The following is a 22,772-nucleotide window of genomic DNA, read 5'->3' as shown; positions in this document are numbered from 1 at the left end:
CGCGAACGTCCGGTCGGGCTCGACCCCGGTCGCGTCCGAGAAGGCGCGCCCGCGACCGCGACGACACCAGACCGTCGCGCCGGTCTCGCGGGCGTAGGCGGCCACCGCGCCGACGTGGTCCGCGTGGGTGTGGGTGACTGCGAGGTGGTCGACGCCCTCGCGCGCGACGAGTTCGTCGAGGTCGTCGGTGCGGGCCGCGGGGTCCACGAGCAGGGTGTCGCCGCCATCGGCGACGAGGTAGGCGTTCGTCGCGCCGGTCGGCGCGCGGGTGGCGACGGGGACGGAGACGCGCGTGACGTGCATGGCGGCGGCTACGCTCGCCGCTGGGTTAGGTGGTTCGAGAGAAGTGGTGGCTTGGTCTGCGGGAGTGCGCCCCCGCGGGCGGTGGTCTGTCGCGCTATCGGTGGACCGCGCGCTTACGTGTTGAGGAAGTAGACCTGCTTTCGCGCGTCCTTGAAGGAGTAACGCGAGCCGACGAGGTCAGACTCTTCGAGACGGTTGAGCGCGTAGCGGACGGTGCGGTCCGGCAGCAGCGACTCCTCCGCGAGCTGGCCCTGCGAGAGGGGCGCGTCGCTTTCGAGGACTTTTGCGACGAGCTTCGCGCTCGGGGGAAGCTCGCGGAGGCGCTCTCGGAACTCGGATTCCGAGAGCAGGTCTTCAGTATCTGGCTCTGCGGTGGTGGTGCTCATACCCGTCACAGTCGGTTGCTCCGTGTTAAGGGTTAGCTACAAGTGTGTGAAAAGAATCCAGACACATAATACACATATTAATATCGTGCGTTTGTTGGAAAATCACCCGCGAGTGGTCGTCTCACTCCACGTTTCGCATCGTATCGACCGATGGAGTGCCGAGTCGATAGCTCCCGAGCGGCGCGTGGCACTCCGGACAGTGGACGACGAGCCACCCTTCGCTGACGTGCCGTGTTAACGCGTCTGCATCGCAGGTCACGCCACAGTTTCTACACGTTGGCATATGTCATGCTACGCGCTCAGTAGAGGAAAGTCTCTCTCTCGCCGTCCGCCGAACCCCGCTTCCGCACCGCGTATCCAGTACCGTTTTAGGCTCCCCCCCCGCGAGTATGCGTAGCGTGAAAGGAAAGGAGTGGTACCAGGCCGACGAGGTCGCCCAGGAGTACGACTCGAAGCGGTTCTCCAAGGGCGGTCGCCTCATCGACCGGCGAGAGAAGGAGGCGGTCCTCGCGGCGCTCGGCCCCGTCGAGGATAAGAACGTCCTCGAAATCGCCTGCGGGACCGGCCGGTTCACCGTGATGCTCGCCCGGGAGGGGGCGAACGTCGTCGGACTGGACATCTCGCGGGCGATGATGGTACAGGGGCGGGAGAAGGCCCGCAGAGCGGGCGTCGCCGACCGCATCGAGTTCCTCCGCGGCGACGCCGCGCGGCTGCCCTTCCCGGACGACCACTTCGACGCGGTGTTCGCGATGCGGTTTTTCCACCTCGCGGACACCCCGGCGAAGTTCTTAGCCGAGATGGCCCGCGTCTCGAAAGAGCAGGTGTTCTTCGACACCTTCAACGACGGGAGCCTCCGAGTGGCCTACAACTGGCTGCTCCCGATGGGGTCGCGGCTCTACTCGGAAGGCGACGTGCGGCGGCTGCTCGGCGACGCCGGGCTCGACCTCGCCGGCGCGAAACACGACTTCGTCATCCCGTTCGGCTTCTACCGGAAGGTCCCCAACGGCATCGCACAGCCGTTCCGTTCGCTGGACCTCGCCGTCGGTGACTCGCCGGTCGGCGACGACCTCGCGTCCGTGTCGTACTGGAACGCGCGGGTCGAGTCGGCCGACGAGCAGTCCCGCGCGGCGACTCGGGCGAGTGACGCCGAGTGAGGCGTTCTCACGGCAGATTTTAACACGATCCTCGATTCACATTTAAGTACGTCCACTGCAACTGTCGGGTATGGATCTCTCGGTTGTGCTCCCGACGCTCAACGGTCGGGACCGGCTCGCCACCAGCCTCGACGCGCTGGCCGAGCACGCCCCCGACGCGGAAGTCGTCGTCGTCAACGGCCCCTCCGCCGACGGCACGACCGGGATGGTGAGAGAGCGCGACGACGTGGACGTGCTGGTCGAAATCTCCGACCGCAACCTCAACGTCGCCCGCAACGCTGGCCTCGAAGTCGCCGCCGGCGACGTGGTCGCGCTCCTCCGATACGACCTCTCCGTCGAATCGTCGTGGCTGTCGGCGCTCGAAGACGGCATCGCCGACGCCGACGTGGTCACCGGACCGATGCACCAGACGCTCCGCAACGGCATGACGACCGAATCTCTCGAACGGAACGCCATCAGCGGTCGCACGGTAACGTACTTCAACGGCGGCAACGTCGCGTTCCGCCGCGAGGCCATCGACGCCCTCGACGGCTTCGACGAGTACCTCCAGACGGGCGGCGCGCGCGACGCGGCCCACCGCCTCGCTGGCTTCGACCGCTCCGTCGCGTGGGCGCCCGAGATGTGCGTCCGCCGCGAGTTCGAGGCCGACGGCGGCATCTCCGAGCGCGACTGGGGCTGGAAGTACCGCTCTCTGACCTATCGACTCGTGAAGAACTACGGGGTCAGACCGGGGACGGTCAAGCGGACGGCGAAACACGCGATTTCGGACGGCGTCGAAGCCGCTCTCGGCGTCGTGAAAGGCGACGTGACGCCCTCGGGGTGGGCGGGGACCGGCCGCGACGTAGTCGGCGGCATCGCCACGGGCGTCTCCGACGGGTTGGTCGCCCGCGCCCGCGACCGAACCAGAGCGCGCAACCCCCACGGCCGGTCGAAGCGCGCCGACCGCGCCGTCGCCCGGTACGACTGGCGCTGACTCGTTTTACTGCTCTCCGGGGCCGAGCGCCTCGATGACCCGTGCCGCGTTCTTCGAGAACGCCTTCGCCAGCGCGTCCTCCGACACGTCGAGCGTCAGAATCTCCATGACGCCTACGTTCGGGTGGGTCTCGGGCGCGCCGCTGCCGAACAGCACGCGATCCGGGTGTTCGAGGAGCGCGCGTTCGAGCACGCTCCGGTAGCGGACGAAACTCGTGTCGAGGTAGAGGTCGTCGTGGTCGTCGAGGAGGTCGATGGCCTCGTCCATCAGCCCGCGGTCGAGCGGGAAGCCGCCGAAGCTCGACAGAATGACTGGGAACCGACCGAGCAGCGACTCGGCGACGGCACTCGGCTCGAAGGCCTGTCCGCCCTCGACGAAGACGGGCAGCCCCACGTCCTCTAGCATCGCGAGCGTCTCGTCGTCCGGCAGCCCGTCGACCGCCGGCGCGAGCGAGAACCCGTGGAAACGGTCGTCGTAGGCGTACTGCTCGATGTCGCCGGGGTCGGCGTGGTGGTCCGCCCGCGACGACGTGAGGTTTCGGAGTCGCGCCGAGGCTCGACCGCTCGGGTCGCGCGGGCCGTTGATGCGGGCGAACGCCAGAAACGGCCGGTCGACACTCATCCGCGCGACAGCGTTGTTCGGCCGGAGGTAGCTCCCCTCGACCCGCTGTGCGCCCGGCGAGACGACGGCGCGGACGACGCCCGCCTGATGCAGTTCGCGCTCCAGCCGCTCGGGGCTTATCTCCCGCCCGCGCGCCGCAATCGACTGCTCGTCGGGGTCGAGGCGGGCGTTCACGTCCACGACCCTGAACCCGTGTTCCAACTCCAGCATTGTCGAGTCACTCTCCGGTGGCCGCCAAATAGGTTGCAGAATCTGCCGTAGTCGTTTCATCGAGGGCACAGTACCGACCCGTTCGTTCAGCGACGCGTGACGTTCATTCCTTCACGACGGTAGGGAGAGACGCTGAAACGCAGTTTTTTGGCCCGTAGCATCAATCTTCACGCGTGTGCCTCATCGTCGAGGTCGTCGCCCCGCTGTCCGCGCTTCCGTTCGGTCCCGCGGCCGAGGAACACGACATCGAACTGGAGCTGGAACGGTCCGTCCCGACCGCCTTACAGGCGGCGTCGTTCGTCTGGGTCCGCGGTCCCGACGCGGGGGCGTTCGGAGAGGTGGCGCGGTCGCTTCCGAGCGTCGACGACCTCACGCTCGTCGAATCCGTCTCGGACCGGGCGCTCTACGGCGTCTCGTGGGACGCCTCTGAGGCTCCGATCTTCGACGCATTAGTGTCCAGAGACGCGGTTCTCTTAGAGTGTCTCTCGACCGGTGACTCGTGGTGGCTCAAGCTCCGCGTCTCCTCGCACCGCGTGCTGACCGACCTCAGACGCGAGTGGGCGGCCCACGGCATCGACACCGAGTTCGACCGCATCACGTCCGTCGCGGCCGAGGAAGCGCCGGTGAGCGAGGGACTGACCGACACGCAACTCGAAGCCCTGCTCCTCGCACTCGAACGCGGCTACTTCGACGAGCGACGAGACACGTCGCTCGGCGAGCTCGGCACGGAGCTCGGCATCTCGCGACAGGCGGTCGCGGCCCGCCTCAAACGCGCCTACCGGACGCTCGCAGAACGGATTCGAGACGAGCGACCCCCACAATAACGGGTTACATAATCAACGCACACCAATAGGTACCCGACTACCCATTCGGACTGTATGGACGACCCGCTCGAAGATGGAGCCGGGTCCGTGGTAACTACCTCCGTCGATCGGTACGACGAGGTGGCGGTCGCCATCGCTTCGGCGGTCGCGACTGCCACGGAACTCAGCCCACTCGAACTCCCGCCGCTCTCGGACATCGGTGTCGACCCCGAGGCGCTCGACGTTCTCTTTCGCCTCTCTCATGACCCGTCTCGAAGGTTCTCGTTTCGGTACGCGGGCTACCTCGTCTCGCTGTTCGGCGACGGAACGCTCACCGTCGACCCGCTGGACGAGTAGCGCCACGCCCGCTTCAGCGGAGTCTCGCTCGGCCGTCGATTCGGGCTACGTCGTCTCGTTCGTAATTCGAAAACCGTCGCCCTGTCGTGCGATTTCGTAGCTCGCCCTCGCCGAAACGTATTTATAGAACTGCAATCGTTGATAGCGGTTGAGGTTTCAACATGGCTTCACGAATGCAGCAACCGTTATACATTCTCGCAGAGGGGACGAACCGAACGCACGGCCGCTCCGCGCAGGACTCCAACATCCGCGCCGGAAAGGCGGTCGCCGAAGCCGTACGGACTACACTCGGGCCGCGCGGCATGGACAAGATGCTCGTCGACTCCTCGGGCGAGGTCGTCATCACGAACGACGGCGCGACCATCCTCGAGAAGATGGACATCGAGCACCCCGCCGCGCAGATGATCGTCGAAGTCTCCCAGACCCAAGAGGAAGAAGTCGGCGACGGCACGACCACCGCGGCCGTCCTCACCGGCGAACTCCTCGCGCACGCCGAGGACCTCCTCGACGACGACCTCCACCCGACGGTCATCGTCGAGGGCTACACCGAGGCCGCCCGCATCGCCCAGGAAGCCATCGACGACATGGTCCTCGACGTGACGCTCGACGACGACCTGCTCCGCAAGGTCGCCGAGTCTTCCATGACCGGCAAGGGAACCGGCGACGTGACCGCCGACGTGCTCGCCAAACACGTCGTCAAGGCGGTCCAGATGGTCCACGGTGACGGCGACGGGGCCTTCCACCGCGACGACGTTCGCGTGCTCACCCGCACGGGCGCGTCCTCCTCGGCGACCGAACTCGTCGAGGGCGTCGTCCTCGACAAGGAACCCGTCAACGAGAACATGCCCCGGGCCGTCTCCGACGCGACCGTCGCGGTCCTCGACATGAAACTCGACGTTCGCAAGGGCGAGGTCGACACCGAGTACAACATCACCTCCGTCGACCAGCTCACCGCGGCCATCGACGCCGAGGACAAGGAACTCCGCGGCTACGCGGCGGCCCTCAAGGACGCCGGCGTCGACGTGGTGTTCTGCACCAAGTCCATCGACGACCGCGTCGCGGGCTACCTCGCTGACGCGGGCATCCTCGCGTTCAAGAGCGTGAAGAAGTCCGACGCCCGCGCTCTCGCCCGCGCGACCGGTGCGAAGCGCCTCGGCTCGCTGTCCGACCTCGACGAGTCCGACCTCGGTCACGTCGACTCCGTGAGCATCCGCACCTTCGGCGACGACGACCTCGCGTTCGTCGAGGGCGGCTCGGCGGCGAAGGCCGTCACGCTGTTCCTCCGCGGCGGCACCGAACACGTCGTCGACGAACTCGAACGCGCCATCCAAGACGCGGTCGACGTGGTCGTCGCCGCCATCGACAAGGGCGGTGTCGTCCCCGGCGCGGGCGCGACCGAAATCGCCATCGCCGACCGCATCCGCTCCGAGGCCGCCGGCATCGAGGGCCGCAAGCAACTGGCCGTCGAGGCCTACGCCGACGCCGTCGAGGCGCTCCCGCGCACCCTCGCCGAGAACACCGGTATGGACCCCATCGACGCGCTCGTCGACCTGCGCGCCCGCTACGAAAATGAGGGCATCGCCGGCATCATCTCGTCGGGCCGCACCGGCGAAATCGGCGACCCCGTCGAACTCGGCGTCATCGACCCCGTCGCGGTCAAGCGCGAAGCCATCGAGTCCGCGACCGAGGCCGCGACGATGATCGTCCGCATCGACGACGTCATCGCCGCCAAGTAACCGAACCGCCCGCAGAACACTCTCCCCCACCGGCGGCGCGCTCTGCCGCCGGGCCACTTCGTGTCGCTTTTTCCGTCTTTCCGCTCTCGTATGGCTACTCCAAAGCCGCGCCGCTGAGCGAGCATCCATCAACTGGCCGCTATGTTCTTCCGTCGCGAGCGTCGAACTGCACCCCATGTCCGACGAAGTCGGGCTTCCGGAAGCCGTGTCGATGGCGATTGGTGGCATGGTCGGCGGGGGTATCTTCGCCGTGCTCGGTGTCGTCGCCGGCGCTGCCGGGACCCTCGCGTGGGCGGCGTTCGTCGTCGCCGGCGCACTCGCGGCCTGTGCCGGCTACTCGCTCCTCCGACTGAACAGGCTGTGCGAGTCGCCCCGCTCACCCGTCGGCTACGTCGAGCGGTTCACCGACAGCAACACCACGCTCGCGGGCGTCGTGGGCTGGACCTTCGTCTTCGGCTACGTCGGGACGATGGCGATGTACGCCTACGCATTCGGCGGCTACTTCGTCGAACTCACCGGCGTCTCGACGGTCGCGTCGGTCTCGGTACAGCCGTTCGTCTCCGCGCTCACCGTTGCCGCGTTCGTGAGCCTCAACGTCTTCGGTGCGCACGCCTCCGGGCGGGTCGAAGACGTTCTGGTCGGCCTCAAGGTCGCCATCCTGCTCCTGTTCGGTCTCGGCGGCGTCGCCTACGGCGCGACCCACGGCGGCCTCGGCTTCGGCCTGTCGAACTTCGGTATCGGCCCGCTCGTTGCGGCCGCCGTCTCCTTCGTCGCCTTCGAGGGGTGGGAGCTCCTGCTGTTCGACCAAGAGAACATCGCCGACCCCCGCGAGACCGTCAGGAAGGCGATTTACATCTCCATCGCGGGCGCGACCGTCCTGTACATCATGGTCGCGCTCGTCACGACCAACCTCGCCGGAATCGACGCCATCCAGCAGCACGCCGAGACCGCGCTCGCGGTTGCGGCCCGGCCGTTCCTCGGGCAGGCCGGGTTCGTCCTCATCTCGGTCGCGGCGCTGTTCTCCACGGGCAGCGCCATCAACGCCACGCTGTTCAGCTCCGCGCGGCTCTCGAAGCGCCTCGTCGCCGACGACCTGCTCCCGAGTCGGCTCCGCGACGAGTCCGCCGACGAGCCGATTCGCCCGCTCGTGACGCTCGGGGTGCTCGCCGCGGGGTTCGCCTTCCTCGGGAGCCTGGACGCCATCAGTTCGTTCGCGTCGCTCGCGTTCATCAGTATCTTCGGCGGCCTCTCGCTTCTCGCGTTCCGGGAGCGCGAGGACCTCCGGACGACCGTGATTCCCGCCGTCGGAACCGTCGGCGCAATCGGCTCCGCGGTCGCGCTCCTGTGGCACCTGTTCGACGCCGAGCGCGGGACGTTCTGGACCGTCCTCGCGCTTGCCGTGGTCGTCGTCGGCGTCGAGGTGCTCTACTTCGAGCGCGAGACCATCGCGGACGAGGTCCAGTCCGCGGAGCGGCGCGTGGAAAACGAACTGTAACGTCCGGCGCGCGGCCCCGGGAGTCTCCACTCAGACCCGCGGGAGTCGCCAGTCGTAGCGGAGCGCGAGCAGCCGAACCGAGAAGACGAGCGCGGCGCACAGCCCCGAGGGGACGCCGGTCGGCGCGCCGGCCGCCCGGGCGGCGAGGAACCCGAGGCCCCCGACGACCGCGGGCGTCGCGTAGAAGTCGTCGCGGAGGACGACCGGCACGCGTCCGATGAGGATGTCGGCGATGGAGCCGCCGCCGACGGCCGTGATGGTCGCGAGGACGACGACGCCGAACGACGTGACGCCGGCGTCGACGCCGACGAGCGCGCCGGTCGCCGCGAACGCCGAGAGCCCGACCGCGTCGGAGGTCAGGAACGCCGGGTGGTCGCGCACACGACCCTCTATTGAGTGGATGAGGACGATTGCGAGGCCGACGCCGACGAGCGCGACGCTCATGTCCCACGTCCCCGCGAGCGAGGCCGGCAGCCGGTCGACCAGCACGTCGCGGGTCGTCCCGCCGCCGAGGGCGGTCACGACGCCGAGTACGGAGACGCCGAACACGTCGAGACCGGCTTCGGCGGCTTTGAGCGCGCCGGCGACCGCGAACGCGAGGAGGCCGACGACGTTCATCACCGCGAAGGGGTCGACCTCGGGGACGACGACGGAGGCGGGGGCGACGGCGGCGGAACTGGGGACAGGGATGGCGGCGGAACTGAGGGCGAGGGCGGAGATGAGAACGCCCATCAGTCGACCCGGAGTTCCACGCGGTCGCCGGGCGCGAGGCCGAACGCCTCGTCGCCGCGGCCGTGGTTCACGTCGCACTCGACGTTGCCGTGACTGCCGACAGTGAGCAGTCGCTCGCCGCGCGAGACGGCCTCGAAGGTGCGACCGACCGGGACCGACTCGCCGTTTAGCGTCGCGCGGTCGCCCGCCGCGTCGCGGACGAACTCGCCCGGGACGTTGGTAATGCAGTTGCCGAAGTCGTCGACGACGAGTATCTCTCCAGTCGCCTCGCGGCCGTCGGCCGAGACGGTCGCCTCGGGGAGGCGGCACTCGGCGAGCGAATCGAGCGCAATCGGTTCGAAGCGGTCGACCGACCCGAGCGCCGACGCGCCCACGACGTGAGCGTCGGCGGCCGCGGGCGCGAACACGTCCCGCCCGTGGAAGGTCGTGGACTCGGGGTTCGGAACGTCGATTTCGTAGGCTTCGGCCGGTGCGTCGGCGTCGTCGAGTTCGGCGGCGACGCGTCTCGATGGCGGGCGGAGGACGCCGTTGTCGGGGCCGACGAAAACGTGGTCGCCGACGCGGAGGACGACCGCGCGACGGTCGGTCCCGACGCCGGGGTCGACCACGACGAGGTGGACCGCCGGCGGGAAGTACGGAAGCGTCTCGCGGAGCCAGAACGCGGCCGCGCGAACGTCCTGTCGCGGGAGGTCGTGGGCCACGTCCACGAGCCGGGCGTCGGCCCGCGAGAGGACGACGCCCTTCATCGCGGCCGGGTACGCCAGTCCGAAGTCGGACGCGAGGGTAATCATCTCAACAGGGGTTCGGGTCGCGGTCCTCGTCGTCGCCGAGGCGCTCCGAGCCGTCGGTGGCCGTGACGCGCTGGAGGCGCTCGATACCGTCGATTTCGCGGACCACGTCGGCCACTTCGTCGGGGACGAGTGACTCCCAGTCGCGGTCCTCTATCATGCGCTGGCGGACCTCCGTTCCCTCCAGCACCTCGCGGTTGAACATGGGCGACTGGTGGACCTCGACGCCCGCCTCTTTGAACAGTTGGATGACGAGCGGGTTGTTGGAGTACGCGACCTCGAACGCGGGGGACATCGACTGGACGTGGCTGACCCACACCGAGTTGCGGTCGAGGTCCTCGATGGGGACCGCGTAGGTCGTGATGTCGAAGTCGTTGACGGCCTTGTTGACCATCATGATTCGTTCGCCCGCGGTGAACGGATTCCGCGGCGAGTGCGAGTCGCCCGCGGACCCGATGCCGAGGACGAGTTCGTCGACTTCGGCGGCAATCTCTTCGACCATTCGGTGGTGGCCGTTGTGGTACGGCTGGAAGCGGCCGATGTAGAACCCCCGCATGCCTCGGGCGTTAGTCCGGATTACTTATAAATACGCCGAGTCACGAGAATTCCGGTATTCCGGTGGTAGGGGCGTCGAAACGCGAGGTTACGGCAAGGTACGCCGGATGCACCCGGGGAGAAAGTATATCAGTCGCAGGGCCTACGTTAGAAGTAGCGACGACAGTTCTATGAGTAACGATACGAACACCGACGACAGCCTCCACGAGCGGGAGGATTCACCCGACGACGCGCCCTCGGAAGAGGGTATCGACGACGGGGGGACGCTCCAGCACGACGAGGCCGAAGAGGTCGACAAGAAGACGATCGACGACCTCGGGAGCGATGTCGAAATCGACGCCGACGTGGCCGAGAACGTGGACGAGGACGACCTCCTCGGTGGTCTCCGGATAGAGACGACCGACGAGATTCCCGTTCCGGACCGTCTCGTCGACCAAGTCATCGGGCAGGAGCACGCCCGCGACGTCATCATGAAGGCGGCCAAGCAGCGCCGCCACGTCATGATGATCGGCTCCCCGGGGACGGGGAAGTCGATGCTCGCCAAGGCGATGTCCGAGCTTCTCCCCCGCGAGGAGCTTCAGGACGTGCTCGTCTACCACAACCCCGACGACGGCAATCGCCCCAAGGTCCGCACGGTCCCCGCGGGCAAGGGTGACCAAATCGTCGAGGCGCACAAAGAGGAAGCACGCAAGCGCAACCAGATGCGCTCGTTCCTCATGTGGATCATCATCGCGGTCGTGCTGGGCTACTCGCTCATTATCGCCCAGCAGGTCCTGCTCGGCATCCTCGCCGCGGGTATCATCTACCTCGCGTTCCGCTACGGCTCGCGCGGCAGCGACGCGATGATTCCGAACCTCATCGTGAACAACGCCGACCAGAAGTCCGCGCCGTTCCAGGACGCGACGGGCGCCCACGCGGGTGCGCTCCTCGGCGACGTCCGCCACGACCCGTTCCAGTCCGGCGGCATGGAGACGCCCAGCCACGACCGCGTCGAACCCGGCGCGATTCACAAGTCGAACAAGGGCGTCCTGTTCGTCGACGAGATCAACACCCTCGACGTGCGCAGCCAGCAGCACCTGATGACGGCCATCCAGGAGGGTGAGTTCTCCATCACGGGCCAGTCCGAGCGCTCCTCGGGCGCGATGGTCCAGACCGAACCCGTCCCGACGGACTTCATCATGATCGCCGCCGGGAACCTCGACGCGATGGAGAACATGCACCCCGCACTCCGTTCCCGTATCAAGGGGTACGGGTACGAGGTGTACATGGACGACACCATCGAGGACACCCCCGAGATGCGCCGCAAGTACGCGCGCTTCGTGGCACAAGAGGTCACCAACGACGGCCGGCTCCCGCACTTCACCGAGGAGGCGGTCGAGGAGCTCATCCTCGAAGCCCGCCGCCGCGCCGGCCGCAAGGGTCACCTCACCCTCGAATTCCGTAACCTCGGCGGCCTCGTCCGCGTCGCTGGCGACATCGCCCGCGGCGAGAACGCCGAGCTGACCACCCGCGACCACGTGCTGCAGGCGAAGCGCCGCGCGCGCTCCATCGAGCAGCAGATCGCGGACCAGTACATCGAGCGCCGCAAGGACTACGAGCTCTCGGTCAACGACGGATTCGTCACCGGCCGCGTCAACGGCCTCGCCGTCATGGGCGAAGACTCCGGTATCATGCTCCCCGTGATGGCCGAAGTCACGCCGTCGCAGGGCCCCGGTCAGGTCATCGCGACCGGCCAGCTCAAGGAGATGGCCGAAGAGTCCGTCCAGAACGTCTCGGCCATCATCAAGAAGTTCTCCAACCAGGACCTCTCGGAGATGGACGTGCACGTGCAGTTCGTCCAGACCGGCCAGCAGGGCGTCGACGGCGACTCCGCGTCCATCACGGTCGCGACCGCCGTCATCTCCGCGCTGGAGGACATCCCCATCGACCAGTCGGTCGCCATGACCGGCTCGCTGTCGGTGCGCGGCGACGTGCTCCCGGTCGGCGGCGTCACCCACAAGATCGAAGCCGCCGCGAAGGCCGGCTGTTCGACGGTCATCATCCCCGCCGCCAACGAGCAGGACGTGATGATCGAAGACGAGTACAAGGAGATGGTCGACATCATCCCCGTCTCGCACATCAGCGAAGTCCTCGACGTCGCCCTCGAAGGCGAACCCGAGAAGGACTCGCTCGTGGACCGCCTCAAGAGCATCACCGGCTCCGCCCTCAACAAGGGCCAGGGCGTCAAGGGGCCCTCCAGCCCCAGCCCGCAGTAACGCCGGATGACCGATTGGGCGGCGTTCGCAGGCTTCACCGGCCTCGTCCTCGCCGTCTTACTCTCTCTCGCGCACTTTTCTCGCGGCGTCCCGCACGCTGAGGGGACCGACTCCGACGCGCCCGTCGCTCCCGACGACGCCGACGACGCTGACTCCGACCCCGCGCTAAACACCCGAGTCGATACGCCGGACGACTCCGCTTCGCGCCCCACCGAACCGACTGATTCCGACGAGTCGGCTCCCCCCGACACCGTCTCGCTGGCTTCTTTTTCGGGCGATTCGACCGACGCGTCGCCGCGACCCGAGTCACCGACGCTCGCTGAGGGCGACGTTGCGGACGACGCCGACCCCGACGCGAAAGCCGGTTCTGAACCCGACTCCGGCCGGGCGACCCCGCACGGCGTCACCGCGGCCCCCGTCTCAGCCGTCTCGGAGCGCTCGCCGTCCGCCGAGGACCTCCCGCCGCATCTCCTGCTCGCCAACGTCGCGCTCTCACAGGCGTTCCTCGGTGGCTTTCTCGGTCTCGGCGCGTGGTACGCCGGTGTGCCGGCCGCGGCGCTCGGGCTCTCCGTCACCGACCTCCCGACGAAGCTCGCTATCGGCGTCGGGCTCGGCATCGCGCTCTACGGGGCCAACCGGGTCGGCTCGACGGTCAGCGAGCGATTCGGCATCGAGCCCGACGAGGCGGTCCGCGAGTCGCTGACGCCGCGGACGACCGCGGGCTGGGTGTTCCTGTTCGCGGTCGCACTCCCCCTCATCGCCGGCTTCGAGGAACTGCTGTTTCGGGGGGCGCTCGTCGGTGCGGTCGCCGCCGGCTTCGACGTGTCGCCGTGGTTCTTAGCGGCCGTGTCGTCGGCCGCCTTCGGCGCGGGTCACGGCGCGCAGGGCCGACTCGGTATCATCGTCACCGGCCTCCTCGGGTTCGTCCTCGCGGCGGCGTTCGTCCTCACCGAGAGCCTGCTGGTCGTGGTCGTCGCCCACTACCTCGTGAACGCGCTGGAGTTCGCGGGCTACGAACTGTTCGGCTGGTAGCGGGCGTCGGACGCGCCGCCGAGCCCCGCCGAACCGCTCGCCGTCACGGCCGCGACGCGGGGATGCGTTCAAGTGTCCGCATCACGCGTAGCCAGTATGGATATCGATACGCGGCAGTTGACGCAGGCGGGGCTTATCGGCTATCTGGCGCTCGTCGTCGCGGCGTTCGCCACGGGGAACCCGACGCTCCGGCTCGCGGCCGACGCCGCCTTCGGACTGACGGCGGTTCTTCTTGGCGTCGTCACGCTTCGGATTCCGGTCGACAGCCGACTCAAGTACGTCGCCGGCGGCGGGTTCGTCCTCGCCGGCCTCTCGCAGTTCGCCGAACTCGCGACCGGTGTCGGGTCTGTCGGCCTCGCGAGCACGCTGTTCCTCCTCGGCGGTCTGCTCGGCTATCTCGCGCTCCGCCGGGAGACCGACGCGATACCCTTCTGAGCTCGGGGCTGTGACGGCGGTGACGGAGACGTGAAGACTACGACGGTGACGGCGACCGCGACGACTGAAAACTAGATTCCTTCCGACTTCCGAAGCGCCTCGACTACGTCGTCGGGCGCGGCGCTCGGGCCGTCTTTCACGCGGTGATCTGGGACGACGACCGGAACCGGGTTCGCCGCGAGCGCCTCGCGGACGATGCGCTTGGAGTCGTCGCCTTCGGGGTCGAGCCCGGACATGCGGACGAGCAGAGCCACGTCGACGGTGTCTCCCTGTGGGACGTTGCGAAGCGACTCCAGCACGCTCCGCTGGTCGGTCGGGACGGTCAGACCGATAGGGACCGACGAAAGGTCCGTCTGCCCCCGGTCGATAGCGGCCAACACGGCGTCGAGATGCTCGTGGTCCGACTCGGCGTCCGCCGGCAGCGAGTCCGGAAACGAGACGTTGATGACCTTTCCGCTGACCACGCCGACCTGAACCGGGCGGCCGAGCGTGGACGATTCGCGCGCGTAGATTCCCGAGACGGGCATACGTTCGGCTCCCGTCGCCGGACGCTTGACCCTTCCGGCGACGGCGTGGGGTTCGTCCCCTTCGACGGTGCGCTCTCGCCCGCGCGCACGCGAGAGACGGTGAGTGTCCCCGCCGGCGCAAGTCTTATGTACAGATACGTGCGTTAGTGTACATCAATGAACGCTAGTGGAGACGAATTAGCTCCCGACGTGCGCGCCATCTTGGAGGCCGCGCGGGAGCGACCCGGTGGGGAGACGCGCGTGTCGGTCGACGCGCGGTCGTTCCCCGAGGCCGTGGCCGAAACGGAGGCCGCGGGCCGGGTCCCGGTCATCGCCGAGGTGAAGCCCACGAGTCCGACGACCGAGGGCGTCCGCGAGGACGACCCGGTTGAACTGGCCCGCGAGATGGTCGCCGGCGGCGCGACGGCGCTGTCGGTCCTCACCGAACCCGAGCACTTCGGCGGCTCGGCCGAGTCGCTGCGGCGCATCCGCGAGGCCGTCGACGTGCCCGTCCTCCGCAAGGACTTCATCATGAACGAGGCCCAACTGGACGTCGTCGAGTCCGACCTCGTGCTCCTCATCGCGCGGTTCGTCGGCGAGGGCCTCCCGGACCTCGTCGAGGCGGCTCGCGACCGCGGCTTCCAGCCGCTCGTAGAGGTCCACACGCGCGAGGAACTCACGGCGGCGCTCGCGGCCGGAGCCGACATCGTCGGCATCAACAACCGCGACCTCGGGAAACTCGAAGTCGACCTCGGCACGTTCGAGGCACTCGCGCCGGAAGCGCCCGAGGACGTGCTCCTCGTGGCCGAAAGCGGCGTGAAGTCGGTCGAAGACGCGCAGCGGATGCGCGAGGCCGGTGCCGACGCCCTCCTCGTCGGGACGGCTATCATGGACGGCGACGTGCGACAGAACACGGAGACACTCACCACACAATGAGCGCAGACGGCAAATTCGGCAACTACGGCGGACAGTACGTTCCCGAGGCCCTCATGCCGGCCATCGAGGAACTGACCGACGCGTACGAGCGGTACGTCCTCGACAACGAAGATGGGTTCATGGACGACTTCCGCGCGCGACTGCGGGACTTCGGCGGGCGGCCGACGCCCCTCCAGCGCGCGGACCGACTCTCCGAGCGCTACAACCGCGAAATCTACCTCAAGCGCGAGGACCTCGTCCACGGCGGCGCGCACAAGCTCAACAACGCCCTCGGACAGGTCTTGCTGGCGAAGTACATGGGCAAAGAGCGCATTATCGCCGAGACCGGCGCGGGCCAGCACGGCACCGCCACGGCGATGGCCTGCGCCCACCTCGATATGCCCTGCGAGATTTACATGGGCGAACGCGACATCAACCGCCAGCGCCCCAACGTCTTCCGGATGAAGCTCAACGGCTCCGAGGTGAACCCCGTCACTGTCGGCCGCGGCACGCTCAAGGAGGCTATCTCCGAGACGATGCGCGACTGGGCGACTAACGTCGAAGACACCCACTACGTCATCGGCTCCGTCGTCGGCCCGCACCCGTTCCCGAGCATGGTTCGGGACTTCCAGTCGGTCATCTCCGAGGAGGCCCGCACGCAGGCCAGAGAGAAGCTGGGTCGGCTCCCGGACGCCGTCGTCGCCTGCGCGGGCGGCGGTTCGAACACGATGGGCGCGTTCGCCGAGTTCGTCGACGACGAGGAGACCGCGCTCTACGCCGTCGAGGCCGGCGGCTCGACGCTCGAAGTGGACGAGGAAGCCGGCGTCGCACCCAACTCGGCGTCGCTCACGACCGGGTCGGAGGGTATTCTCCACGGCGCTCGCACCCGACTCTTACAGGACCGCGACGGCCAGATTATGGAGTCACACTCGGTGTCGTCCGGGCTCGACTACGCCGGTGTCGGCCCCGAACTTGCGTACCTCGTGGACACCGGTCGCGTCACCGCCGTCAACGTCGACGACGACGAGGCGCTGACCGCGTTCCACCGGCTCTCGCAGATGGAAGGTATCATCCCCGCACTGGAGTCGGCCCACGCGTTCGGCTATCTCGAATCGGTCGCCGGCCCCGATGCGCCCGACTCCGAGGAAGCGAACGACCTCGGCGAGTACGTCGTGGTCAACGTCTCCGGCCGCGGCGACAAAGACCTCGAATCGGCCATCGAGGAGACCTACGAGCGTGACATCGACATCGCGCCGAACATGGACGAGTTCACGGGGGGCCTGTGATGTCGCTCGAAGACGCCTTCGCCGACGGGCCGGCGTTCATCCCGTACCTCGCCGCCGGCGACCCCGACTACGAGTCCTCGCTCGAATACGTCGAGGCGCTCGAACGCGGCGGCGCGGATATCATCGAACTCGGGCTTCCGTTCTCGGAGCCCATCGCCGAGGGGCCGACCATCCAGAACGCGGTGGTTCGGTCGCTCGAAGGCGGCATGACGCCGACGCGCTTTTTCGAGTTCGTTGAGGACCTCGACGTGTCGGTGCCGCTGGTCTGTATGACCTACTACAACCTCATCTACCGCTATGGCGAGGAGAGCGAGGCGCAACGCGCCTCGAATACGAGCGGTGAAGCCGTAAGTAACGGCCCGCGGCCGTTCGTCGAGAAGGCGGCCGAGGTCGGCATCGAGGGCTTCGTCGTCCCCGACCTGCCGGCCGAGGAGGCCGGCCCGCTTCGTGAGGCCTGCGACGAGTTCGGCCTCGACCTCGTCTTCATCGTCGCGCCGACGACCCGCGGCGAGCGCCTCGACCGCATGATGGAACAGGTCTCGGGCTACGTCTACGTGCAGGCGCGCCTCGGCACGACGGGCGCGCAGTCGAGCGTCTCCGACCAGACCGGCTCGTCGCTCGAACGACTCGCCGACTACGACGTGCCCAAGGCGGTCGGCTTCGGTATCAGCAGCGGCGACCACGCGGAGCGCATCGTCGCGAGCGGCGCTGACGGCATCATCGTCGGCAGCGCGCTCGTGGACATCGTTGCCGACGGACACGACAACGGCGACGACGCCGAGACGGTTGCCGACCGCCTCGAAACGCTCGCCCGCGAGCTGAAAGACGGTGCGGTGGCGGGCGCGTCGCAACGCCCACCGCATCCGGAACGCACATAACTGCTCTGCCACCCTTTCTCATACATGAACACAGACATCGGACTCTCCGCACGACTCGAACGCATCTCCACAGACGGGCGATACCTCATCGTCCCGATGGACCACGGCATCACCCTCGGCCCGGTCACGGGCCTCGTCGACATCGAATCCACCATCGACAGCATCACCCGCGGCGGCGCGGACGCCGTCCTCACGCACAAGGGCACCGCCCCGCGCGTCCACCCGAACAAGAACGGCAAAGGCTACATCGTCCACGTAAACGGGTCGACCGTCATCGGCCCCGACGAAAACGACAAGCGACTCACCGGCACCGTCGAAGACGCCCTCCGCGTCGGTGCTGACGCCGTCTCCTTCCACATTAACGTCGGCTCGAACTACGAGCCCGACCAGATGACCCAACTCGCCGACCTCTGTTCCCGCGCCGCCGACTTCGGCGTGCCCGTCCTCGCGATGTCGTACGCCCGCGGCCCCGGCATCGACGAACAGGACCCCGAGGCGCTCGCCCACGCCGTCCGCCTCGCCGAGGAAGTCGGTGCCGACGTGGTGAAGACTGCCTACAGCGGTGACGCCGACTCCTTCGGCCGCGTCGTCGAGGCCACGCGCCTGCCGGTCGTCATCGCCGGCGGCAGTCGCGGTACCGACCGCGAGACGGTCGAGATGGTCCGCGGGACGATGGACGCCGGCGCGGCCGGCGTCTCGATGGGCCGTTCCATCTTCCAACACGAGAACCCCGAGGCCATCACCCGCGCCGTGAGCGCCGTCATCCACGACGACGCCGACGCCGATACGGCCCTCGAACGCGCCGGACTCGGCATCGAAGCGTAACGCGACACGCGGCTCCGGCTTTCCGACGACGTTTCCGTTTTCTCGACATCTCCAGCCTACAGATAGATACCCGCTGAGCGCGAACTTCGAGCATGCACGTCACGATGTGGGAGTTCGCAGTCGACGTGGACGAACGACTCCTCGGGTGTTCTCCCGAGTTACTTCGCGAACAACTCGCCGAGTACGAACGCGGGGAGCGCCGCGAGTTCGACGTGGACGTGCGATTTCCCGACTCCTTTACCGGCGACGTGATGCGCGTGATGGCGTCGATTCCGTACGGCGAGACGCGCACCTACGGCGAAGTCGCGGCCGAACTCGACAGTCACGCGGTCGCCGTCGGACAGGCCTGCGGGCGGAATCCGGTCCCGCTCGTCGTCCCGTGCCACCGCGTCGTCGGCGCGGACTCCCTCGGCGGCTTCTCCGCCGCCGGCGGCGTCGACCTGAAGCGCACACTCCTCGACCACGAGTGCGGCGCGGTCCAGACGGGGCTGGACGCGTTTTGACTGATTTAATATCGCCATAATTAGTTTATCAGCTCTCGATTCGGCTGAGAGACGCCCGCGCGAGACTGTCGGTGTTTTTCGACGACTCGGCTGGACCACACACTCGGCTCTCCGCCTGACTCTCCGCTCGCCGAGTGGTCCGTGGGATTCGAACTTCGCGTTCGATTCGCCCGTCGGTCTGCGTCGGTGACAGCGTGCCGCCTCCCGAAACGCAACCTGAGCCATCGACCCGCTGCGTCGATGATGGCTGACGGCCGTGGGGTCTTTCCCACCGCTACCCGGAGTTTCGTTCGGGATAGCGGGCGGTGCGTGTTGGTTTCCGACTGATTTTGTATCTGAGTCACCCTCGACAGCCCGGACGAACTCGTCTTCCGAACCCGTCGGAGGGTCAGGCTCACAGTCGATCCCGGGTCGCGCAGTTGATTCGTCTCTCGGCTGAACGCCGCGACTGACCCGACTTGATGCGGGACTTCTCTCCGAACTGCGTCTCAACACGTCCTATCAGAGCGCCGTTTTTCCGACCCAACTGTCCCAAGCGTAGTCCTCGACCCGACCGCGAGATTGTTCGCGAACTCGGCCGTAACCACCTGCTCTACGAACTGTTTTCCGGACCCAAAGCCCGCTTCGACTCGCGTCAGCGCGTTCAAATCGGTCGTTCAACCCCGCATTTCGACCCGGGCCCTACAAATAAATCACATAGTGCGATATAGAATTGGATTACCCTGGCCTCACCGTCCCGGCGCGACCCGTTCGCCGTCCGTTGATTCATTCGCCACGTTCAAGCCCACCCACCGAGTGAAGTCGATAATGACACGAAGCGTCTGGCTCAAAGCCGACGACGCGGTCGGCGACTGGGAGACGCGGAAGCGACGCATCACGGCCGGACTGGAAGCCGGCGTCGACTGGGTTCTCGTCGACGAGGCCGACGTCGAGAAGGTCCGCGAACTCGGCGACGTCAACATCGCCGCGTTCCGGACCGACGCAGACGTCCACGTGATGGAAGCGGAAGAAGACGACGCGGACCCCGAGGCGCTCGCCGACGCCTACATCGTCGGCAAGGACGGCGAGGGCGACGCGACCGTCGAACTCCCCTCCGATTTCTCCGGTTCTGCCGACCTGACGACGCTCCGCCGCGGCGACGACCTCGCAAACGGGTCGTACGTCCGAATCCTCAGCAAGGACTACGAGGCGTTCGCCGAGGAGGCCGCCCGAGACGGCGACTACACCATCGTCATCGGCGAGGACTGGACCATCATCCCGCTGGAGAACCTCATCGCCCGCATCGGCGACGAGACCGACCTCATCGCAGGCGTCACGACCGCCGAAGAGGCCAAGACCGCCTTCGAGACGCTCGAACTCGGCTCCGACGGCGTCCTCCTCGACAGCGACGACCCCGACGAGATTCGAAAGACCGTCGAGGTCCGCGACGAGGCCGAACGCGAGTCGCTCGACCTCGTCTGGGCCGAGGTCACGGAGGTCGAACGCACGGGTATGGCCGACCGCGTCTGTGTCGACACGGGCACCATCATGGACCACGACGAGGGGATGCTCGTCGGCTCGATGGCTCGCGGCCTTTTCTTTGTCCACGCCGAGACGGCGAAGTCCCCGTACGTCGCGTCTCGGCCGTTCAGAGTCAACGCCGGCGCGGTCCACGCCTACGCGCGGACCCCCGACGGCGGCACGGTCTATCTCTCCGAACTCGAAAGCGGTGACGAGGTGCAACTCATCGACACGAACGGGAACACCCGCGAGGCCATCGTCGGGCGCGTGAAGATAGAAAAGCGACCGATGTTCCGCATCTCCGCCGACTACGAGGGCGATCGCGTCACTACGCTCCTGCAGAACGCCGAGACAATCAAGGTCCACACCCGCGAGGGTCGCACGGCGGTCACGGACCTCGAACCCGGCGACGAGATGCTCATCTACTACGAGGACACGGCTCGCCACTTCGGCGAGGCCGTCGAAGAGAGCATCATCGAGAAGTAATCCCGGAGAACCGTTTTTTCGAGGCGGGCAGCCGGCCGGAGCGCGTTATTCTTCGACCGTGTACCATTCGAGTTCCGTCGCACACCACGGACAGAAGTCGAGGTTCCGGTCGAGTTCGCCGCCACAGATCGGGCAGGTCGGCTCGCCGTTCGCGTTGCGGCCGCGGGGGCGAATCCCGACGCGGTAGGCGTCAAGCGCGCTCAGGAACAGCAGTCCGAGGACGGGAATCAGCACCTCTCTCGGAACCGAGTCCACGGTCACGGTCGCCGGGTCGGCGAACGTCGAGAGCAACACCAGCCCCGCGCCGACGACGAAGGTGAACCACGCAATCGCGCGTCGCCACTCGCGGAGGTAGACGTGGCCCGCCCCGGCGATTCCGAGCGAGGCACCAACCACGCCGACGAGGGCAGCGACGAACGCGCGACGACGAGCATCGGGCATCGTTCGTTGGCGTCGTCGTCCGCGCTCTTAAACGTCTGGATTGTCGGACAGTCTGTCAAGCGGTACGAAGCCTGATAGTACGCGTTCGAACGCCCCGGATTCGACCGTTTCGAGGTTAGTCAGTCGTCTGCGCGTCTTCCGAAGTCGGCGGCGTCCCCGCGGCGCTGGCGGCCCCGCCCTCATCGTGCGGTTCGTGTTCGACGACGAACTCGCGGTCCGCGCCGTCGGCCGACGCCTCGACCGACGACACGCGGTACAGGCGGATGCGGCGCTCCTGTTTCGTCACGACCGGGAAGTCGTAGTGTTCGGCGTCGTGGCCGGGCCGCTCGTCGCGGTCGGCGACGAACTCCCGGTGGTCGTCGAGTCGACGTTCGACCTCCGCGCGCGAGCGTTCCGGGAGGTCGTCGAGCCGTGTTTCGAACCCGGAGACGAGGTCGGCGTCGAGGTCGTAGCCGACCGAGTTCCGCCCCGCGAGCATGGCCGCGAGCGTCGTGGTTCCGGTGCCGACGAAGGGGTCGAAGACGGTGTCGCCGTAGACGGAGTACATCCGAATCAGGCGCAGCGGAAGTTCGACGGGAAACGCCGCCGAGCGTTCTCTGTCGCCCGAATCGAGGCCCTGGCCGGTCCCGCCGAACTCCCAGAGGTCGGAAAACCAGCGGTTTCGCTCCTCCCAGAAGAAGGCGCTCTCGTAGCGCCGGTCGTCGCCCGGCGGGAACGACCGCGGGTCGCCCTTGCGGACCACCAGCACGTACTCGTGTTCGAGCGTGACGTAGGCGTTCGTCGGGAGCGTTCCCGACCCCATGAACTTCGTCAGGCGGTTCGTCGGCTTCCGCCAGATGGCGTCGGGAAGCGGCGTTAGCCCGCGCTCTCCGAGCGCGGTGAGCACGCGGGCGTGGTTGGGGTACTGGCGAAACGACCCGTCGAGGCTCCGGGTCGCGTCGCCGACGTTCACGCAGGCGACCCCGCCGGGGGCGAGCACGCGGGCCACCTCGTCCCAGACGGCGTCGAGCTGCTCGTGCATCGCCTCGAACGCGGTGTCGCCGTCGCCCGAATCGAGCGCCGCCGCGACGGCGTCGTCGCGTGCCGAAAACAGGTCGTCCCACATCTCTATCATGGGGTACGGCGGCGACGTGACGACGAGGTTCACGCTCTCGTCGGCGAGTCCGGTGTCGGCGGCGTCGCCCACCGTGAGGGCGTGAGTCGTGCGCATCGTACGGACGTGTTTCCCCCGAAACAAAACCCTTCGCCTCGGTGCGGAGCCGGTCGACCCCGCGTCGCGGTCCGCGCGGCTCGACGCTCAGGCCGGCCGCTTGCCGCGGCGAGCGCCGCCGCTGACGGGCAAATAACCGAAAACTGAGTCGCTTCGTCCGGCTCGAACCGTCGTCCGGCGCGGGCGGCGCGGGCGTCCGAATCGGTCCTCAGACGAGGCCGAGGTTCTCCTCGGCTTCGAGGAGCTCGTGGTAGCGGTTGCGGATGGTGACCTCGGAGATGTCGGCCACGTCGCTGACGGCGGCCTGCGTCGTCTTCTCGTTGGTGAGGAGAGCGGCGGCGTAGACGGCGGCGGCGGCGAGGCCGACCGGCGACTTGCCGGAGTGGA

At 67.5% G+C, this 22,772-nt stretch carries 25 protein-coding genes and 1 pseudogene; 15 read left to right on the top strand and 11 right to left on the bottom strand.

Translation table 11 applies throughout. The features are described 5' to 3' along the window. The 3 genes from NKF06_RS12715 to NKF06_RS12705 form a co-directional block, all read right to left on the bottom strand. On the bottom strand, positions 1 to 303 hold a 303-nt coding region (locus NKF06_RS12715), incomplete at its 3' end, for an MBL fold metallo-hydrolase (protein WP_253245593.1). A gap of 113 nt (positions 304 to 416) precedes the next feature. Next, positions 417 to 689, bottom strand: a complete 273-nt coding sequence (locus NKF06_RS12710) for a winged helix-turn-helix domain-containing protein (RefSeq protein ID WP_004972706.1) — start codon at positions 687 to 689, stop codon at positions 417 to 419. 121 nt (positions 690 to 810) lie between these two features. Continuing rightward, positions 811 to 972, bottom strand: coding sequence for a hypothetical protein (locus NKF06_RS12705; protein ID WP_253245592.1), 162 nt, complete (start codon positions 970 to 972; stop codon positions 811 to 813). 115 nt (positions 973 to 1,087) lie between these two features. Here NKF06_RS12705 and NKF06_RS12700 point away from each other — a divergent pair, with 115 nt between their 5' ends. Continuing rightward, positions 1,088 to 1,843: a class I SAM-dependent methyltransferase gene (locus NKF06_RS12700; protein WP_253245591.1), complete on the top strand. Its 756-nt coding sequence runs from the start codon at positions 1,088 to 1,090 to the stop codon at positions 1,841 to 1,843. Between the two features lie 70 nt (positions 1,844 to 1,913). Then, positions 1,914 to 2,816, top strand: coding sequence for a glycosyltransferase (locus tag NKF06_RS12695; RefSeq protein ID WP_253245590.1), 903 nt, complete (start codon positions 1,914 to 1,916; stop codon positions 2,814 to 2,816). A gap of 6 nt (positions 2,817 to 2,822) precedes the next feature. Here NKF06_RS12695 and NKF06_RS12690 read toward each other — a convergent pair whose 3' ends face one another. Further along, positions 2,823 to 3,647, bottom strand: a complete 825-nt coding sequence (locus tag NKF06_RS12690; RefSeq protein WP_253245589.1) for an amidohydrolase family protein — start codon at positions 3,645 to 3,647, stop codon at positions 2,823 to 2,825. A gap of 173 nt (positions 3,648 to 3,820) precedes the next feature. On the opposite strand from NKF06_RS12690, the gene NKF06_RS12685 reads away from it, so the two are divergent. The 4 genes from NKF06_RS12685 (at position 3,821) to NKF06_RS12670 (ending at position 8,038) form a co-directional block, all read left to right on the top strand. Next, entirely contained in the window at positions 3,821 to 4,471 is a 651-nt protein-coding gene (locus NKF06_RS12685) for a helix-turn-helix domain-containing protein (RefSeq protein ID WP_058828001.1), read from the top strand. Positions 4,472 to 4,525: 54 nt separating this feature from the next. After that, positions 4,526 to 4,807, top strand: coding sequence for a HalOD1 output domain-containing protein (locus tag NKF06_RS12680; RefSeq protein ID WP_058828002.1), 282 nt, complete (start codon positions 4,526 to 4,528; stop codon positions 4,805 to 4,807). 173 nt (positions 4,808 to 4,980) lie between these two features. Beyond that, on the top strand, positions 4,981 to 6,543 hold the full coding sequence (gene thsA, locus NKF06_RS12675) for a thermosome subunit alpha (protein WP_058828003.1): 1,563 nt from the start codon (positions 4,981 to 4,983) through the stop codon (positions 6,541 to 6,543). A 175-nt stretch (positions 6,544 to 6,718) separates the two neighbouring features. Continuing rightward, positions 6,719 to 8,038: an APC family permease gene (locus NKF06_RS12670; RefSeq protein ID WP_253245588.1), complete on the top strand. Its 1,320-nt coding sequence runs from the start codon at positions 6,719 to 6,721 to the stop codon at positions 8,036 to 8,038. Positions 8,039 to 8,068: 30 nt separating this feature from the next. Here the strand turns inward: NKF06_RS12670 and NKF06_RS12665 are convergent, their stop codons facing one another. The 3 genes from NKF06_RS12665 to NKF06_RS12655 all read right to left on the bottom strand — a co-directional run bounded on the left by NKF06_RS12665 (position 8,069) and on the right by NKF06_RS12655 (position 10,114). After that, positions 8,069 to 8,656: a trimeric intracellular cation channel family protein gene (locus NKF06_RS12665; protein ID WP_058828216.1), complete on the bottom strand. Its 588-nt coding sequence runs from the start codon at positions 8,654 to 8,656 to the stop codon at positions 8,069 to 8,071. 113 nt (positions 8,657 to 8,769) lie between these two features. Further along, the gene (locus NKF06_RS12660) at positions 8,770 to 9,561 is read right to left on the bottom strand and encodes an SAM-dependent chlorinase/fluorinase (RefSeq protein ID WP_253245587.1); all 792 of its coding nucleotides are present in this window, start codon (positions 9,559 to 9,561) and stop codon (positions 8,770 to 8,772) included. 1 nt (position 9,562) lies between these two features. Beyond that, positions 9,563 to 10,114, bottom strand: a complete 552-nt coding sequence (locus tag NKF06_RS12655; protein WP_253245586.1) for a nicotinamide-nucleotide adenylyltransferase — start codon at positions 10,112 to 10,114, stop codon at positions 9,563 to 9,565. 169 nt (positions 10,115 to 10,283) lie between these two features. Between NKF06_RS12655 and lonB the strand changes: the two genes are divergently transcribed. From lonB to NKF06_RS12640, 3 genes are all read left to right on the top strand, one after another. Next, positions 10,284 to 12,368 carry an ATP-dependent protease LonB gene (gene lonB / locus NKF06_RS12650; protein ID WP_058828007.1) on the top strand — a complete coding sequence of 695 codons (2,085 nt, stop codon included), beginning with the start codon at positions 10,284 to 10,286 and terminating at the stop codon, positions 12,366 to 12,368. A 6-nt stretch (positions 12,369 to 12,374) separates the two neighbouring features. Further along, on the top strand, positions 12,375 to 13,400 hold the full coding sequence (locus tag NKF06_RS12645) for a CPBP family intramembrane glutamic endopeptidase (RefSeq protein WP_253245585.1): 1,026 nt from the start codon (positions 12,375 to 12,377) through the stop codon (positions 13,398 to 13,400). Positions 13,401 to 13,496: 96 nt separating this feature from the next. Continuing rightward, a complete protein-coding gene (locus NKF06_RS12640) occupies positions 13,497 to 13,835 on the top strand; it encodes a hypothetical protein (protein WP_253245584.1) in 339 nt (112 codons plus the stop codon). 71 nt (positions 13,836 to 13,906) lie between these two features. Here NKF06_RS12640 and NKF06_RS12635 read toward each other — a convergent pair whose 3' ends face one another. Then, positions 13,907 to 14,362 carry an MGMT family protein gene (locus NKF06_RS12635; protein ID WP_058828010.1) on the bottom strand — a complete coding sequence of 152 codons (456 nt, stop codon included), beginning with the start codon at positions 14,360 to 14,362 and terminating at the stop codon, positions 13,907 to 13,909. Positions 14,363 to 14,518: 156 nt separating this feature from the next. Here NKF06_RS12635 and trpC point away from each other — a divergent pair, with 156 nt between their 5' ends. From trpC to NKF06_RS12605, 6 genes are all read left to right on the top strand, one after another. Beyond that, positions 14,519 to 15,277: an indole-3-glycerol phosphate synthase gene (gene trpC, locus NKF06_RS12630; RefSeq protein WP_253245583.1), complete on the top strand. Its 759-nt coding sequence runs from the start codon at positions 14,519 to 14,521 to the stop codon at positions 15,275 to 15,277. After that, positions 15,274 to 16,542 (top strand): tryptophan synthase subunit beta, encoded by a 1,269-nt coding sequence (trpB, locus tag NKF06_RS12625; RefSeq protein WP_253245582.1) that lies wholly within the window; start codon positions 15,274 to 15,276, stop codon positions 16,540 to 16,542. The genes trpC and trpB overlap by 4 nt, the downstream gene beginning before the upstream one ends. Further along, positions 16,542 to 17,420: a tryptophan synthase subunit alpha gene (gene trpA, locus NKF06_RS12620; protein ID WP_253245581.1), complete on the top strand. Its 879-nt coding sequence runs from the start codon at positions 16,542 to 16,544 to the stop codon at positions 17,418 to 17,420. Before trpB ends, trpA begins: the two co-directional genes overlap by 1 nt. A gap of 24 nt (positions 17,421 to 17,444) precedes the next feature. Beyond that, the gene (locus NKF06_RS12615) at positions 17,445 to 18,245 is read left to right on the top strand and encodes a 2-amino-3,7-dideoxy-D-threo-hept-6-ulosonate synthase (protein ID WP_058828013.1); all 801 of its coding nucleotides are present in this window, start codon (positions 17,445 to 17,447) and stop codon (positions 18,243 to 18,245) included. Between the two features lie 92 nt (positions 18,246 to 18,337). Further along, entirely contained in the window at positions 18,338 to 18,748 is a 411-nt protein-coding gene (locus NKF06_RS12610) for a methylated-DNA--[protein]-cysteine S-methyltransferase (RefSeq protein ID WP_253245580.1), read from the top strand. 807 nt (positions 18,749 to 19,555) lie between these two features. Next, positions 19,556 to 20,734 carry a 3-dehydroquinate synthase II gene (locus tag NKF06_RS12605; RefSeq protein WP_004972657.1) on the top strand — a complete coding sequence of 393 codons (1,179 nt, stop codon included), beginning with the start codon at positions 19,556 to 19,558 and terminating at the stop codon, positions 20,732 to 20,734. Between the two features lie 45 nt (positions 20,735 to 20,779). On the opposite strand, the gene NKF06_RS12600 is transcribed toward NKF06_RS12605, so the two are convergent. The 3 genes and pseudogenes from NKF06_RS12600 to NKF06_RS12590 all read right to left on the bottom strand — a co-directional run. Then, a complete protein-coding gene (locus NKF06_RS12600; protein WP_253245579.1) occupies positions 20,780 to 21,175 on the bottom strand; it encodes a zinc ribbon domain-containing protein in 396 nt (131 codons plus the stop codon). Between the two features lie 115 nt (positions 21,176 to 21,290). Next, on the bottom strand, positions 21,291 to 22,385 hold the full coding sequence (locus tag NKF06_RS12595) for a site-specific DNA-methyltransferase (RefSeq protein ID WP_058828016.1): 1,095 nt from the start codon (positions 22,383 to 22,385) through the stop codon (positions 21,291 to 21,293). Between the two features lie 208 nt (positions 22,386 to 22,593). Further along, a pseudogene (locus NKF06_RS12590) lies at positions 22,594 to 22,772 on the bottom strand (transcription initiation factor IIB 2); the annotation flags it as partial.

The organism is Haloferax sp. AB510, from assembly GCF_024136985.1.
GTDB lineage: Archaea > Halobacteriota > Halobacteria > Halobacteriales > Haloferacaceae > Haloferax.
Note: the sequence above shows the minus strand (reverse complement) of the source record. Positions and strands in the feature narration are given on the sequence as shown.

What these genes read in the sequence shown, in the direction of transcription:
- NKF06_RS12655 (WP_253245586.1), bottom strand. Translation starts at nt 10,114, where the DNA reads ATGCGGGGGTTCTACATCGGCCGCTTCCAGCCGTACCACAACGGCCAC.
- NKF06_RS12615 (WP_058828013.1), top strand. Translation starts at nt 17,445, where the DNA reads ATGAACACAGACATCGGACTCTCCGCACGACTCGAACGCATCTCCACA.
- NKF06_RS12600 (WP_253245579.1), bottom strand. Translation starts at nt 21,175, where the DNA reads ATGCCCGATGCTCGTCGTCGCGCGTTCGTCGCTGCCCTCGTCGGCGTG.
- NKF06_RS12660 (WP_253245587.1), bottom strand. Translation starts at nt 9,561, where the DNA reads ATGATTACCCTCGCGTCCGACTTCGGACTGGCGTACCCGGCCGCGATG.
- trpC (WP_253245583.1), top strand. Translation starts at nt 14,519, where the DNA reads ATGAACGCTAGTGGAGACGAATTAGCTCCCGACGTGCGCGCCATCTTG.
- NKF06_RS12605 (WP_004972657.1), top strand. Translation starts at nt 19,556, where the DNA reads ATGACACGAAGCGTCTGGCTCAAAGCCGACGACGCGGTCGGCGACTGG.
- NKF06_RS12690 (WP_253245589.1), bottom strand. Translation starts at nt 3,647, where the DNA reads ATGCTGGAGTTGGAACACGGGTTCAGGGTCGTGGACGTGAACGCCCGC.
- NKF06_RS12610 (WP_253245580.1), top strand. Translation starts at nt 18,338, where the DNA reads ATGCACGTCACGATGTGGGAGTTCGCAGTCGACGTGGACGAACGACTC.
- thsA (WP_058828003.1), top strand. Translation starts at nt 4,981, where the DNA reads ATGCAGCAACCGTTATACATTCTCGCAGAGGGGACGAACCGAACGCAC.
- trpB (WP_253245582.1), top strand. Translation starts at nt 15,274, where the DNA reads ATGAGCGCAGACGGCAAATTCGGCAACTACGGCGGACAGTACGTTCCC.
- lonB (WP_058828007.1), top strand. Translation starts at nt 10,284, where the DNA reads ATGAGTAACGATACGAACACCGACGACAGCCTCCACGAGCGGGAGGAT.
- NKF06_RS12710 (WP_004972706.1), bottom strand. Translation starts at nt 689, where the DNA reads ATGAGCACCACCACCGCAGAGCCAGATACTGAAGACCTGCTCTCGGAA.
- NKF06_RS12705 (WP_253245592.1), bottom strand. Translation starts at nt 972, where the DNA reads ATGCCAACGTGTAGAAACTGTGGCGTGACCTGCGATGCAGACGCGTTA.
- NKF06_RS12640 (WP_253245584.1), top strand. Translation starts at nt 13,497, where the DNA reads ATGGATATCGATACGCGGCAGTTGACGCAGGCGGGGCTTATCGGCTAT.
- NKF06_RS12670 (WP_253245588.1), top strand. Translation starts at nt 6,719, where the DNA reads ATGTCCGACGAAGTCGGGCTTCCGGAAGCCGTGTCGATGGCGATTGGT.
- trpA (WP_253245581.1), top strand. Translation starts at nt 16,542, where the DNA reads ATGTCGCTCGAAGACGCCTTCGCCGACGGGCCGGCGTTCATCCCGTAC.
- NKF06_RS12645 (WP_253245585.1), top strand. Translation starts at nt 12,375, where the DNA reads ATGACCGATTGGGCGGCGTTCGCAGGCTTCACCGGCCTCGTCCTCGCC.
- NKF06_RS12680 (WP_058828002.1), top strand. Translation starts at nt 4,526, where the DNA reads ATGGACGACCCGCTCGAAGATGGAGCCGGGTCCGTGGTAACTACCTCC.
- NKF06_RS12595 (WP_058828016.1), bottom strand. Translation starts at nt 22,385, where the DNA reads ATGCGCACGACTCACGCCCTCACGGTGGGCGACGCCGCCGACACCGGA.
- NKF06_RS12635 (WP_058828010.1), bottom strand. Translation starts at nt 14,362, where the DNA reads ATGCCCGTCTCGGGAATCTACGCGCGCGAATCGTCCACGCTCGGCCGC.
- NKF06_RS12665 (WP_058828216.1), bottom strand. Translation starts at nt 8,656, where the DNA reads ATGAACGTCGTCGGCCTCCTCGCGTTCGCGGTCGCCGGCGCGCTCAAA.
- NKF06_RS12695 (WP_253245590.1), top strand. Translation starts at nt 1,914, where the DNA reads ATGGATCTCTCGGTTGTGCTCCCGACGCTCAACGGTCGGGACCGGCTC.